This window comes from Mesorhizobium sp. M0571 (assembly GCF_040320985.1).
GTDB lineage: Bacteria > Pseudomonadota > Alphaproteobacteria > Rhizobiales > Rhizobiaceae > Mesorhizobium.
In genome coordinates this window covers 44,645-57,250 of sequence record NZ_JAMYQT010000001.1, presented here as the reverse complement: position 1 = coordinate 57,250, position 12,606 = coordinate 44,645, and the positions used below count along the sequence as shown (strand labels likewise).

The window sequence follows — 12,606 nt, the reverse complement described above, 5'->3', positions numbered from 1 at the left end:
GTTTCAATGACGGGGGACCACTATAACAGCTTCGTGAAACCAGGCTGTGGATGGTGATGAACGCCTGGGATTGGGGACCTATTTGGCCGTTGTGTGGGCAATCATTCCTAGGCGATGTCGTCGCGAATGCAGGCCTTCAGATGGCCGTCGGCTGTCGCCCTCAGTGGCGGCACGGCCCCGGCGCAAGCTTCCAACGCGAACGGGCAACGGGTCCGAAAAACACAGCCCGACGGCGGATTTGCCGGACTGGGAATATCGCCCTTGAGCACTTGCCGCTCTTGCCTGGCCAGCGGATCGAGCGACGGAATGGCTGACAGCAGCGCGCGCGTGTATGGATGCTGCGGCCGGGCATAGAGCTCGGCCGCCGGCGCAACCTCCATGATGCGCCCGAGATAGAGCACGATGACCGTGTCGCAGATGTATTCGACCACGGCCAGATCATGCGAAATGAACAGCATGGTCAGACCGAGCCGGAGCTGCAGGTCGCGCAACAAATTGATGATTTGCGCCTGGATCGAGACGTCGAGCGCAGAGACCGGCTCGTCGGCGACGATGAATTCCGGTTCGAGCGTCAGCGCCCGGGCGATGCCGATTCGCTGACGCTGGCCGCCGGAAAATTCATGCGCGTAGCGGTCATAGGCGTCGACCGGCAGTTCGACCGCGGCAAGCGCCTTTTCGGCCTTCGCCCGCCGCTCGGATTTTTTGCCAATGCCTTGGATGTCCAGGCCTTCGGTGAGTATCTGCCCGATCGTCATGCGCGGCGACAGGCTGGCGAAGGGATCCTGGAAAATATACTGCATCTTGCGGCGCTGGCGGCGCAACTGGGCGGCACCCAGTCTGGTGATATCGCTGCCGTCATAGCTGATTTGGCCCGATGTCGGCTCGATCAGACGCAGCACGGAGCGGCCGATCGTGGTCTTGCCGGATCCGGATTCGCCGACCAGTCCAACCACCTGGCCACGCCTGACATCGAACGAAATATCCTCCAGCGCCCTGACGATGGGGCCGCGTGAGAATGCAGTCGGTGCGAAATGCTTGCTCAGGTTCCTGACCGAAAGGAAGGGGGCGTCCACCATCAGAGCTCCTCCCAGCGCAGGCAGCGGCTTTGCTGGGTCGGCGTCGCCGCAAACAATGGCGGCACCACGGCGCGGCAGGCCGCGATAGCCATCGGGCAACGCGGCGCGAACGAACAGCCCTTGGGCAGTAGGGCGAGCGAGGGAACATTGCCGGCAATCGTCGGAAGCGGCGTCCCCGCCATCTTCAGCGCCGTGGCCTGGCCGAGCCGCGGCACCGAGCGCATCAATCCTGCGGTGTAGGGATGACGCGGACGGGTGAACACTTCGCTCACCGGACCCGATTCCACGATACGCCCGGCATACATCACCGCCACCCGGTCGGCGATTTCGGCAACGACACCGAGATTGTGGGTGACGAACAGGATGCCCATGCCGCGCTGCGCCTGCAGCTCGGCCAGCAGATCGAGGATCTGGGCCTGGATGGTGACATCTAACGCTGTCGTCGGCTCGTCGGCGATCAGCAAGCCGGGATCGCAGGACAGGGCCATGGCGATGGTGGCGCGCTGGCGCATCCCGCCCGACAGTTCGTGCGGATATTGCCGCGCCCGCCGTTGCGGATCGGGAATGCCGACCTGAGCCAGCAGCCGCACGGCGTCTGCTGCTGCTTCGCGGTGCGACTTGCCAAGATGGATGCGGATCGGCTCGGCAATCTGCTCGCCGATCGTGTAGACCGGGTTGAGGCTGGTCATCGGCTCCTGGAACACCATGCCGATCTCGTTGCCGCGTATCTTGCGCAGCGACTCGGCATCGAGGCTGGTCAATTCGGTGACCGTGCCGTTCTTGCGCCGCAGCGCGATCGACCCCTCGGCGATATGTCCGACCCTTTTCGGCAAGAGGCCGATGATCGACAAGCTGGTGACGGACTTGCCTGACCCGGATTCGCCGACGAGCGCCACCGTCTCGCCTGAGCCGATCGTCAGGTCGACGTCCCTTACCGCCGCGATGTCGCGGCCTGCAATGCGGAACACCGCGCGCAGGCCGGAAATCGAAAGGATCGGCGCGACGCTCAGCGGAGCAGCCCCACATCGCGAAGGATCGCGTCGATTTTCGCGGTTTCCTCGTCATTCAGACTGCGTTGCGGCCGCGCCATGGTGTTGGAGGCGATAATGCCGAGGCTCTTCATCGCGGTCTTAAAAGCGCCGACGCCGGCCGAGCCGGCGCTTGTCCTGCCGAGCGAGATCCAGACGATCTCGAACAGTTTCAACAGCCGCTCCTGCTCCAGGCGGGCTTCGGCATATTGGCCCGCCTGCATGAGGTTCCACAGCCTGACATAGCCATGCGGGTCGACATTAGCGAGCCCTGGCACGACGCCATGCGCACCCATGGCCAGCACGCCGTCGACCAGGATCTCGGAGCCGGTCATGCCGAAAAAACCGTGGTCGTCGGCCATGTCCTTGAGCACATAACGCAGATTGCCGTCATCGCCGCTGGAATCCTTGATGCCCGCAATGGCGCCTTCCCTGGCGAGGCCAACGGTGGTCTTGCGCTCCAGCTTGACGTGGACGCAGACCGGGATGTCGTAGGCGATGACGGGAATATCGATCGCGTCCTTGATATAGCGGAAGTGATCGCCGATCTCGGGCTGGCTGGTGCGGGTATAAAATGGCGCGGTGACGACGATGGCGTCGGCGCCGGCCGATCTGGCGATGCGGGCGTGATTGATCACACGATCGGTCGTTGGGTCGATGACGCCGGCGAAGATCGGAACCCGGCCGTTATTGACCTTGACCGCGTGCTCGAGGATGGCTCTGCGGCCCGCCTCGTCGTGGAAGACCACTTCGCTGGTCGAGCCGAGCACGAACAGCCCGTGAACGCCGCCGTCGAGCAGGTTCTCGATGGTGCGGGTGAACGACGGAAAGTCGACGCTGAAATCGGCATTGAGTGGGGTGACGACGGGTGGAACGACGCCGGTAAACAGGGGCATTTTGAGGAACCTTCAGGTCAGTTGAGATCGGAGCGAGGGTCGAATGCGTCGCGCAGGCCGTCGCCGATGAAATTGATCGCGAGCACGGTGAGCACCAGTGCGGCGCCTGGGAACATCCATTGCCACGGGTATTTTTCCAGCACGACGGTGGAACGGGCGAGATTGAGCATGTTGCCCCAGCTGGCTTCGGGCGGCGCGATGCCAAGGCCGAGGAAGGACAGGCCGGCCTCGAGCAGGATGGCGTTGGCGATCTGCAAGGTGGCGTAGACGACAAGGATGTCGATGCAGTTGGGCAGGCCGTGCCGCAACAGCAGATGCGGCAGCCCTGCTCCCATGCCGCGGGCGGCAACGACGAAGTCGCGCTCGCGCAGTTCGAGCAGCCTAGCGCGCACCATGCGCGACAGCACCGGCCAGGAGAGTAGCGAGATCACCAATATGGTCGGGGCGATGCCGGTGCCGGCAATCGAAGCCAGCACCAGCAGGAAGATCACCGGCGGCAGCGTCATCGCCAGATCGACGAAGCGCATCACCGTGCCGTCGACGAGACGCCCGCCAAAGCTGGCGATGGCGCCGATCAGGAAGCCGATGACGGTGGAGATGGCGACCGAGCAGACGGCAACCAGCAATGAGATCCGCCCGCCTTGCAGCAACCGGGCCATGACGTCGCGCCCGACGCCGTCGCTGCCCAGCCAATGAATGGCCGACGGTGCCTTGTTCATCGCCCTGAGGTCGATGGCGTTCGGGCCGAACGGCCACCACAGAGGATAGGTCGAAACCGCCAGCAGGATGGGGATGACGATCAAAAGCCCGGCACGTGCCGCGCGGTTTTCAAAAAAACGGTCGAGCGCACGGCGGAGCGGACCCTTGGTCTGCGACACGGCTGTCCCGTTGGCTGTCGTATCTGGCGCGGTGATTGCCATCACGCCACCTGAATGCGCGGGTCTACGACGGCATAGACGACATCGGTCAAGAGATTGACCAGGATGACGCAAACGCCGATCACCAGGGTGGCACCCATGATCACCGGATAATCGCGGGTGCCGACAGCATTGACCAGAAGCAGCCCCATGCCCGGCCAGTTGAATACGCTTTCCAGGAAGATGGCGCCGCCGATGGCGATGCCAACGGTCGACCCGATCAGGGTGATGACCGGCAAGAGCGCATTGCGGGTGGCATGTTTGATGATCACCCAGAACTCGCGCACGCCCTTGGCACGCGCCGTCCGCACGTAATCCTGGTTGAGCACTTCCAGCAGCGAGGCGCGCATATAACGCATGATCAGCGCGGCATGGCCGATTGACAGCAGGCAGGCGGGCAGGATGAGGTGCGCAAGCACATCCGTCGTCGAGAAAGGCGCGCCCGCGGTCTGCATGCCACCGGACGGCGCCCAGCGCAGCAGCACGGAAAAGAAATAGAGTCCAAGCAGCGCCGTCAGGAAAGCCGGGCTGGAGATGCCGACGAAGGACAGCACCGACAGCGCGATGTCGGACGGCGCGTTGCGGCGCACCGCACTGAAAATGCCAGCGGAAATGCCGAGCACTATAGCAATGGCCAGGCCCGTGCCCATCAACAGCGCGGTCGGGCCGATGCGTTCCATGACCAGCGGCAGCACGGCGACGCCGCTGCGCTGGATCGAAAAGCCGAAGTCGCCGCTCAGCGCCGCGCCAAGCCAGGCCAGATATTGCACGGGAAGCGGCCGGTCGAGCCCGAGCCGTTCGCGCAGGCCCTCGAGGTCGGAAGCAGACATGGGGACCGACGGGTTGATATAGGCGTCGATCGGATCGCCAGGGGCCAGCCGCAGCAGGATGAAGATGAGGACGCTGAGCGCGACCAGCATCAGCAATCCTGTAGCGCTGCGGCGGGCGATGAAGCTCAACATGGGCTTTCCGTGGCGGTGGCAGGCGGCGCCAAAGTGGTCCGCCTGCTCGCTTCGTTGAAGGGTTCTTACTGGATGTCCCAGCGCTCGGGGTGAGCCGCATAAGGACCGCCGCCCGGCGCCGGCGTCCAGACGAAGTCACGCAGCTTGTTGGAAGCTACGCCATAGCGGTTGGCCACCCACAACGTCGCCCAGGGCAGGTCCTTGTTCATCACCTTACAGACTTCCTGCCAGGATTGATCGAGCTTGGCCGGATCGGTTTGGCCGAGCGCGGCGTCCAACGCAGTGCTCAGATCGTCGAACTCGATGCGCATTGTGTTGAAGCCTGCCGGCGGGATCTGCGACTTGTTGAGGCCGGGGTTGAGGCCGGCCGGATTGGGGCCGTTCTGAAGGCCGGCATAGACCATCGGAAATGCGGCCCAATCCGGCGTGCCTTCCTTGTAGACGATGCCGTTATAGGTCGGCGTATCGACGACGCGCGGCACCACATTGATGCCGACCTCGGCCAGCATCGACTGGATGGCGGCCATCACATTGGCCGCTTGCGGCGAGCCGTAATAGGTCAGCAAGGTAATGGGCTTGTCGCCGTTAAGCTTGTCCCAGCCCGCCTCGGTCAGCAGCGCCTTGGCCTTGGCCGGATCGTAGGCATAGGGTTCGAGGCCTTCGGGAACGAGATGCGGCGCGACATAGCCGCAATTGGCCGGCTTGGCGGCACCGCTATAAAGGCTGTCGATGATGGCGTTGCGATCGATCGCGTACATGATCGCCTGGCGGACGCGGATATCCTTGAACAGGTCGACCTTCTGATTGAGGCCGATATAGTTGACCACGTAGGAGGCACCTTCGATCACCTTGAAATTGCTGTCGGTCTTGAAGGATCCCGCATCGTCGGGCTCGACATAGGTGAACTGGATTTCGCCGGCGCGGAGCGCAGCGACGGCTGCCGCAGGCGACTCGAAATAGCGGTTGATGAGCACGTCTACCTTCGGCCTGCCGCCGCGATAATCGTCATCGGCTGCCAGCTCGACATATTGGTCGGTCACGTAGCGATTGAACTTGAACGGGCCGGTGCCGACCGGAGTGGTCGACCACCACGTGCTTGTCGCCAGCGATTCCGGCGGCAGAGCGGCCAGGGCATGCTCCGGCAGGATCATCAGCTGCGAGAGGATGGACAGCAACGAGCCGTTCGGCTTCGACAGCTTCACCACCACGGTGCGGTCATCCGGTGCTTCGACTGAGGCGATGTTGGCGAGACGCGCCGCAAACAGGCTGCCGGAGGCCTTGTTTTTGGCAAGCTCAAGCGTGAACTTGACGTCTTTCGACGTGAAAGGGTTGCCGTCGTGCCAAGTCTCGTTGACCAGATTGAACGTGTAGCTCAGTTGGTCGTCGCTGATCTTGTAGTCCTTGGCGAGGTCGCCTTCGATCTCGGTCAACCCGGCATTGAAGATGACCAGCGGTTCGAAATAGGTGCTGAGCCAGGTGTAGCCGCCGGTCGCGACCAGCGGGTTGAAGTTCTTGGGAAAGCCGCCGGGGCCGACGTCGAAGCCGCCGGCGATGGTCTTGGCGCTTTGTGCCTGGACGCTGGTCACTGGGCCAATGCCGGCGAGCAACAGCCCGGCGATAGAGAATGCGAGAGTCCTGATGCGCATGGTTTCCTCCCTTGGCATGTTCAGGGTGTTCGGTTTTTGGCGATGACTTGCTGGATCCCCCGGTAATGGTCGTCGAGCCGCCGGCGTGCCTGGTCGACATCCTTGGCGGCGACCGCCTCGACGATCTCGTGATGGTCGCGCCATGTCGCCAGCGGCGTCGGATTGTCGAGGCTGGTGAAGTTCGAGGCCTTGTTGAACGCCACCCAGAAGATGTCGATCAACGCACTCAGCATGCGATTGTTCTGGCAGCGAAACAGCATCTGATGGAATTGCTGGTCCTCTTCGGCGAAGCTCTCGTGGCGTTCGGCACGTTGCCGCATGCGCTCGGTCAGCTGGCGCAGCGCCTCGATGTCTTCGGCGCTGATCATCTCGATCGTCTTGGCGATGAGGCCGGTTTCCAGTACCCGGCGGATTTCGCGCAGCTCTTCGACGTCGCGCAGCGAATCCTGCAAGCCGTAGGCGAGGTTATCCAGCAGCGGCTTGAACGAGAACTCCTTGACGAACACGCCGATGCCGCGCCGCGTCTCCAGGATGCCGATCGATTCCAGCGCCTTGATCGCTTCCCGTACAGAGTTGCGGCCGACGCCGAGCCGCTGCGCCAGGAATGTTTCCGGCGGCAGGGGATCGCCTGCCTTGAGCTTGTTGCTTTCGATATAGGCCCTGAGGCTTTCCTGCACGGTGACGTGCAGCAGCGGCGGTCTGCTCAACGGTTCGATCGACTTCAGTTCCGCCATTCCATTGGTTTCCATTTCCGTCGGATGGGCCGTTGTTGCCCATCGCTTGTCGTATAGCCACTTGTAGGATATCCTGCAAGCCCATAGCAAAAGTGCCGCCTCCGAATGAAGATTACCCTTGCCGGATCGAGCCACTGGCACGCCGAAATGCACCTCGATGCCGCACGCTTCTATAGCGCCGAAATCGCCGGCGTCTGGGACGAGGATCCTGGCCACGCGCATGCCTTCGCCGCGCGTCATGACCTGCCGTTCATCGCGAATTTCACGGAGATACTCTCCAGCCCGCCGGACGTGATCCTGTTGATGGGGCATCCCTCAGCGGTACCGGCCCGGGCACGTGCGATCATCGAGGCAGGGATACCGCTGATCCTGGAGAAGCCGGCGGCCAGCCATACGAGAGAACTGATGGCGCTGCGCGACTTTACCACGCAGCACCAGGCCTTTGTTGCTGTGCCCCTGCCCAACCGTTTCGGGTCGGCCGTTACCGCCTTTGACCGGCTGCGCCGGGAGGGCCGCGCCGGTGCGGTGGCGCATTGCCATTTCCGGCTGGTCAATGGTCCGCCGCAACGCTACATCGCCGACGGTGTCGCCTGGATCGTCGACCCGGCGGTTGGTGGCGGAGGTGCATTGAGGAACCTCGGCATACACGGCGTCGACGCGGCACTCAGCCTTGCAACCGGCAGGCTTGACCTGAAAACCGTGTCGATAGCAAACCGCATCCATCCCGGCCCGGTCGAGGACCATGCGCTGCTGGTGCTGGAAGACGAGGCCGGCGCGCTTTTCATCGTCGAGGCCGGTTACACCTTTGCCTCGATGCGCCCCGGCGGCGACTTCGAATGGCGCATCGTCAGTGCCAATGCGACCCTGGTCGATCACGGCGATCATGCCATGTGCGCCACGCTCGACGACGTGGCAATCGTAGATTTGCCGGCCGAACTGCCGGCAACCCGCTATCGTCTGTTCATGCGCGACACGCTTGACCGGCTCGCCAGAAAGGCGCCTCCGTCGGTGTCCATCAAGGATTATGCTGCAGCGATGTCGCTGATCGACGCCGCTTATGAAAAGGCAGGACCATGATTGGAATAGGAATTATCGGCGCCGGCGATTTCGGCGCGGCCCATGCGCGGGCAATCCGCGAGGTTGGAAATACTCGCCTCGTCGCGTCCTGCCGGGGAAATACCGATGCGTTGGAGCGATTCACCGCCGAACATGGCGGCCGCGGCTACACCGACTGGCGCAAGCTGCTGGACGACAAGGAGGTCGACGCGGTCCTCATTGCCAGCCCCCACCATCTCCATGCCGAAATGGCCATCGGCGCGGCAAACGCCGGCAAGCATATCCTGCTCGAAAAGCCGATGGCGCCGACGGCGGCCGTCTGCGATGCGATCAATGCCGCCGTGGCCGATAGCGGCGTCAAGCTGATGGTCGCCCATCTCATGCATTTCGCCCTGCCCTGCATGGCGGCCAGGCAGAAGCTGGAGGAAGGAGAGCTCGGCCGGCCACTCATCGGATCGAGCTGGATCATCAAGCTGTGGATGGAGCACAATCGCCGCGACTGGCATCTGCGCAAGGCGACCGGCGGCGGCATGCTGTTGACGGCCGGCATCCACGCGCTCGACCGTCTGGTCTGGCTGATGGATGACGATGTCGTGTCGGTGAGCGCCATGCTCGGCGCCAAGTTCCATGACCAGGAAGCCGACGACAGCGCCCTGCTTGGATTGCGCTTCGCCGGCGGCGGCATCGGCCAAGTGCAGAGCATCGGCTACCGCACCGGCGCGAGCGGCTACGCCATGGATCTGGTCTGCGAGCGGGGAACGCTGCGCATCGACATGGACCGCGGCACCATGCTTGGCCGCGACACGGTCTGGACCGAGCTGCCCGGTTCGTTCGAGCCGAACTGGATGCACAATGCGCTGGTGCGCGAATGGACGGCGATGCGCGATGCCATTGCCGACGACAAGCCGGTGCCGCTCGACGGTGTCTATGGACGCAAGATGATTGCCATCATCGAGGCTGCCTTTGCGTCGAACGAAACCCGCCGCGAGCACGAGATCGCCGGTGCGCGCTGATCTCGACCATCTGCCCCGCTTGCCCGCACACGCACCGCGTGGTGTCTGGGGCGCAGTGATGCTGGCCATCGACGATCGCGGAGCAATCGACTGGGAGGCGACGGAAGAGACAATCGCACGGCTCTGCGCATCGGGTGTCGACGGCATCTATTCCAACGGCACGGCCTGCGAATTCCATTGCCAGACCGAACCCGAATTCGACCGGCTTTGTGAGCTGGTCGCCGAAATAGCCGGTCGCGCGGGCCTTCCCTTCCAGATCGGCATCAGCCAGTCCAATCCGCGCGTCGCGCTGGAGCGGCTGACGCGGGTGGCCGCACTTCGCCCGGCGGCGGTGCAATTCACCTTGCCCGACTGGTGGCCGCCCAGCGACGACGAGGTTATGCGCTTTGTCGGCGGCCTGTGCGAGGCCGCGCCCGAAGCGCCGCTGGTGCTTTACAACCCGCCGCATGCCAAGCGCCGCCTGACGCTCGAAGGCATCGCCCGGCTGCGCGCGGCCGTGCCATCGCTGGTCGGCGCCAAGCTGCCGGGCGGCGACGCCGACTGGTATGCCGACATGCGCCGCAAACTGGACGGATTCTCCGTCTTCGTCCCCGGCCACACGCTGGCAACAGGATATGCTGGGGGAGCCCATGGCAGCTATTCCAATGTCGCCTGCCTCAACCCGAAGGGCGCGGTGATATGGTGGCGAATGATCCGCACCGACATGGCCGCCGCTGCCGAAGTCGAGGCGCGCATACAGGCCTTCCTCGCCGCATGTGTCCTGCCGTTTCGCGCTCGCTACAATGTCAGCGATGCAGCACTCGACAAGGCGATGGCCGCCGCCGGCGGCTGGGCGCCGCTCGGCCCGCGACTGCTCTGGCCCTACAGCTCTGTGCCCGACGGAGAGATCCCGGCACTGACCAAGGCCGCTTACGCGGCTTTCCCGGAATGGCGGTAGGCCGCCAACGTATGTGGCTGCGGCGGAGTGTTAATCCATTTGCCGGCACGCCTTCTTCAGCAGCCGGCACGCACGCCTTGTGTTGCGCGTGACGCAAACGTCCCGGGCTGCGGGGCATCGGCCTCGCGACGCGCCAGCGAGTTGCGCAGCAACGCGACCACCTCGCGGCCAGCCGTGGCGATTTCGCGTGGCCTGTCGAGGCCGACGATCATGAATTCCTGGATTCCCAGAGCCGCATAGGGTAGCAGCAACAGCGCGACCCGCGCTGGCGGCCCTGCAAGCTCGACCGCCTTCCAGCAGGAAGCGGCCGGTTTGTCTTCCGAACGGATTCGGACGGGAAGCGCGAAACGCAGCTTGCCGGCCCGGCCGTGTTCGGCGGCGGCGCTGCGTACACGCTGCATAGACTGGCGGATTTCGGTGAGCGAGCCCGGCGCCAGCTCGAACACATCCGCATGCCTGCCCGCGACCCTGAGCGCCGTGCCGGACTGTCCGCCCATGCGGATGGTCACACCATGCGGCCCCTTGCGCGGCACATGGCCGCCTTTGATGCTGTAAAAGGCGCCTTCATGGTCGAACGGTCTGTCGTTCGACCACAACCGCTTCAGCAGCACCAGATATTCGTCGATGCGTTGCCAGACGACCGTGTGGCCGACCGGACGTGCCTCGGCATCATCGTCGCTCAGCGGCTCGCTGAGCATCCTGAGCGACAGCCGGCCGCCGCTTTTCGCATCAAGCGCGGCGAGCTGCCGTGCTGCCACGATCGGCTCGATCACACCCGCCCAATGGGTGAGAACGACCTCCAGGGACGAGGTGCGATCCAGTGCCTGGGCCGCAAGGTCCATATTGGTCAGCAGTCCGGCCTGGTCGTCGACGACGATCTTCTGGAATCCGGCATCCTCGATCAGCGACAGCTTCGTCGCGGTCTCGACAAAGTCGTAGAAAAAGCCGGCGTCGGCAGGGCGGGTTTTACCGGGAACATGCGTGAACTCGATCGGCATTGCCATCTCCTCCTTCACGTAGGGAATCATGGACATCACGTCGCAATCACGGCGCGCAAAAGCGCCGGCATTCGGTTCATCCAACTCCGGAATTCGCAAGCGGCAGGCCGCTATCTCGATGAAATCAGGGCCTTAACGATCAGGGGATCAGCCCCAGTACGACTGCCCCGGTGAATACGAATGCAAGGGCAAAGACGAGATAGGCGAAAGCGCCGGCATAGGCTGGCCGCCATACCTGGTCGGAACCCAACCTTTGGCCTTTGCGGGCAGTCTGAGTGTTCTGGCTGTAGGACATATCGACCTCCGTCTCGCGGATTAATCTATAAAATCAGTAGACTTTGTCGATTGCTATTTTCGAGCGCTCCGTAGAATAGTTTTCTCAAAACGGAAGACAAATTGGTTCCTTTGTGGCTTAGAGCTGCCTTTTTGAGACCTGTCGTGATGACGGCAGAAAACGTCAGGTCTATGCACCTGCGGCTCCTTGGCCATCCAAGGGATGAAGGATAGCATCGCTGCTCGAGCGGAAGCCGCTACGTCACGGCAAAGCAACAGGGAGCAAAAACATGGGCACAAGACTGGCCGGCAAGGTCGCCATCATCTCCGGCGGCGCGACGGGAATGGGCGGGGCGGCATCGGAGCTTTTCGCGGCCGAAGGCGCCAAGGTGGCGATCATCGACCGCAACGGCGAAGCGGCCGCCGCCACCGCGGCGGCGATCCGGGAGCGCGGCCATATCGCCGAGCACTGGGTCGCCGACGTGTCGGACGAGCGGCAGGTCGAAGCGGCAGTGAAGGGCGCGACGGAAAAATTCGGCCCGCTCACAGTTCTGTTCAATCATGCCGGCACCATCGTCATCAAACCCTTCCTGGAGACCACGCTGCAGGAATGGGACTGGCTGCATGCCGTCAATGTGCGTTCGATGTTCCTGATGACGCGCGCCGTGCTGCCCGGCATGATCGCCGCCGGCGGGGGTTCCATCGTCTGCACCTCCTCGATCTCGGCGGTGGCGGCGACGCCGATGGAGGTGCTTTACGACACCACCAAGGGTGCCTGCCACATGTTCGCGCGCGCCATCGCCGTCGAGTTCCGCGACCGCAACATCCGCTGCAATGCGGTCTGTCCCGGCTTCATCAGGACACCGCACGGCCTGCGCGAGGTCGCCGATCTCGACAAACTCGGCATCGATGTCTCAGACGCGGCAATGGCCGCGCAGCAAGGGCGGATCGGCGAGCCGGAAGAGGTGGCAAGGGCAGCCTTGTTCCTGGCCAGCGACGAGGCCAGCTTCGTGAACGGCGCCCATCTGTTCGTCGATAACGGCTTCACTGCGATGTGAACGGCGGAGCGC

Annotated in this window: 13 protein-coding genes; 4 read left to right on the top strand and 9 right to left on the bottom strand. The window is 63.6% G+C overall.

What is annotated here, in order from left to right:
- Nucleotides 1-107 precede the first annotated feature (107 nt).
- The 7 genes from NKI85_RS00295 to NKI85_RS00265 form a co-directional block, all read right to left on the bottom strand.
- Nucleotides 108-1,076, bottom strand: coding sequence for an ABC transporter ATP-binding protein (locus NKI85_RS00295; RefSeq protein WP_352775090.1), 969 nt, complete (start codon nt 1,074-1,076; stop codon nt 108-110).
- A complete protein-coding gene (locus NKI85_RS00290) occupies nt 1,076-2,086 on the bottom strand; it encodes an ABC transporter ATP-binding protein (RefSeq protein WP_352775574.1) in 1,011 nt (336 codons plus the stop codon). The genes NKI85_RS00295 and NKI85_RS00290 overlap by 1 nt, the downstream gene beginning before the upstream one ends.
- Nucleotides 2,083-3,000: a dihydrodipicolinate synthase family protein gene (locus NKI85_RS00285; RefSeq protein WP_352775087.1), complete on the bottom strand. Its 918-nt coding sequence runs from the start codon at nt 2,998-3,000 to the stop codon at nt 2,083-2,085. Before NKI85_RS00285 ends, NKI85_RS00290 begins: the two co-directional genes overlap by 4 nt.
- Before the next feature lie 17 nt (nt 3,001-3,017).
- A complete protein-coding gene (locus tag NKI85_RS00280; RefSeq protein ID WP_352775085.1) occupies nt 3,018-3,920 on the bottom strand; it encodes an ABC transporter permease in 903 nt (300 codons plus the stop codon).
- The gene (locus NKI85_RS00275; RefSeq protein ID WP_352775082.1) at nt 3,920-4,879 is read right to left on the bottom strand and encodes an ABC transporter permease; all 960 of its coding nucleotides are present in this window, start codon (nt 4,877-4,879) and stop codon (nt 3,920-3,922) included. The genes NKI85_RS00280 and NKI85_RS00275 overlap by 1 nt, the downstream gene beginning before the upstream one ends.
- Nucleotides 4,880-4,944: 65 nt before the next feature.
- Nucleotides 4,945-6,525, bottom strand: coding sequence for an ABC transporter substrate-binding protein (locus NKI85_RS00270; protein ID WP_352775080.1), 1,581 nt, complete (start codon nt 6,523-6,525; stop codon nt 4,945-4,947).
- 20 nt (nt 6,526-6,545) lie between these two features.
- Nucleotides 6,546-7,259 carry a FadR/GntR family transcriptional regulator gene (locus NKI85_RS00265; RefSeq protein WP_352523018.1) on the bottom strand — a complete coding sequence of 238 codons (714 nt, stop codon included), beginning with the start codon at nt 7,257-7,259 and terminating at the stop codon, nt 6,546-6,548.
- Nucleotides 7,260-7,364: 105 nt separating this feature from the next.
- On the opposite strand from NKI85_RS00265, the gene NKI85_RS00260 reads away from it, so the two are divergent.
- The 3 genes from NKI85_RS00260 to NKI85_RS00250 are packed head-to-tail and all read left to right on the top strand — an operon-like array spanning nt 7,365 to nt 10,265.
- A complete protein-coding gene (locus NKI85_RS00260; RefSeq protein WP_352775077.1) occupies nt 7,365-8,336 on the top strand; it encodes a Gfo/Idh/MocA family protein in 972 nt (323 codons plus the stop codon).
- A complete protein-coding gene (locus tag NKI85_RS00255) occupies nt 8,333-9,328 on the top strand; it encodes a Gfo/Idh/MocA family protein (RefSeq protein ID WP_352775074.1) in 996 nt (331 codons plus the stop codon). Before NKI85_RS00260 ends, NKI85_RS00255 begins: the two co-directional genes overlap by 4 nt.
- Nucleotides 9,318-10,265, top strand: a complete 948-nt coding sequence (locus NKI85_RS00250) for a dihydrodipicolinate synthase family protein (RefSeq protein ID WP_352775071.1) — start codon at nt 9,318-9,320, stop codon at nt 10,263-10,265. The genes NKI85_RS00255 and NKI85_RS00250 overlap by 11 nt, the downstream gene beginning before the upstream one ends.
- A 56-nt stretch (nt 10,266-10,321) precedes the next feature.
- On the opposite strand, the gene NKI85_RS00245 is transcribed toward NKI85_RS00250, so the two are convergent.
- Together NKI85_RS00245 and NKI85_RS00240 are read right to left on the bottom strand one after the other, a co-directional pair.
- The gene (locus NKI85_RS00245; RefSeq protein WP_352775068.1) at nt 10,322-11,263 is read right to left on the bottom strand and encodes an LLM class flavin-dependent oxidoreductase; all 942 of its coding nucleotides are present in this window, start codon (nt 11,261-11,263) and stop codon (nt 10,322-10,324) included.
- A 139-nt stretch (nt 11,264-11,402) separates the two neighbouring features.
- Nucleotides 11,403-11,558, bottom strand: coding sequence for a hypothetical protein (locus NKI85_RS00240; protein WP_352523023.1), 156 nt, complete (start codon nt 11,556-11,558; stop codon nt 11,403-11,405).
- A gap of 268 nt (nt 11,559-11,826) precedes the next feature.
- Here NKI85_RS00240 and NKI85_RS00235 point away from each other — a divergent pair, with 268 nt between their 5' ends.
- Nucleotides 11,827-12,594, top strand: coding sequence for an SDR family NAD(P)-dependent oxidoreductase (locus tag NKI85_RS00235; RefSeq protein ID WP_352775065.1), 768 nt, complete (start codon nt 11,827-11,829; stop codon nt 12,592-12,594).
- Nucleotides 12,595-12,606: the final 12 nt, after the last annotated feature.

Bases quoted from the DNA above. Each gene is read 5' to 3' on its own strand.
- NKI85_RS00285 (WP_352775087.1), bottom strand. From the start codon at position 3,000: ATGCCCCTGTTTACCGGCGTCGTTCCACCCGTCGTCACCCCACTCAAT.
- NKI85_RS00295 (WP_352775090.1), bottom strand. From the start codon at position 1,076: ATGGTGGACGCCCCCTTCCTTTCGGTCAGGAACCTGAGCAAGCATTTC.
- NKI85_RS00260 (WP_352775077.1), top strand. From the start codon at position 7,365: ATGAAGATTACCCTTGCCGGATCGAGCCACTGGCACGCCGAAATGCAC.
- NKI85_RS00255 (WP_352775074.1), top strand. From the start codon at position 8,333: ATGATTGGAATAGGAATTATCGGCGCCGGCGATTTCGGCGCGGCCCAT.
- NKI85_RS00240 (WP_352523023.1), bottom strand. From the start codon at position 11,558: ATGTCCTACAGCCAGAACACTCAGACTGCCCGCAAAGGCCAAAGGTTG.
- NKI85_RS00245 (WP_352775068.1), bottom strand. From the start codon at position 11,263: ATGCCGATCGAGTTCACGCATGTTCCCGGTAAAACCCGCCCTGCCGAC.
- NKI85_RS00270 (WP_352775080.1), bottom strand. From the start codon at position 6,525: ATGCGCATCAGGACTCTCGCATTCTCTATCGCCGGGCTGTTGCTCGCC.
- NKI85_RS00280 (WP_352775085.1), bottom strand. From the start codon at position 3,920: ATGGCAATCACCGCGCCAGATACGACAGCCAACGGGACAGCCGTGTCG.
- NKI85_RS00235 (WP_352775065.1), top strand. From the start codon at position 11,827: ATGGGCACAAGACTGGCCGGCAAGGTCGCCATCATCTCCGGCGGCGCG.
- NKI85_RS00265 (WP_352523018.1), bottom strand. From the start codon at position 7,259: ATGGCGGAACTGAAGTCGATCGAACCGTTGAGCAGACCGCCGCTGCTG.
- NKI85_RS00275 (WP_352775082.1), bottom strand. From the start codon at position 4,879: ATGTTGAGCTTCATCGCCCGCCGCAGCGCTACAGGATTGCTGATGCTG.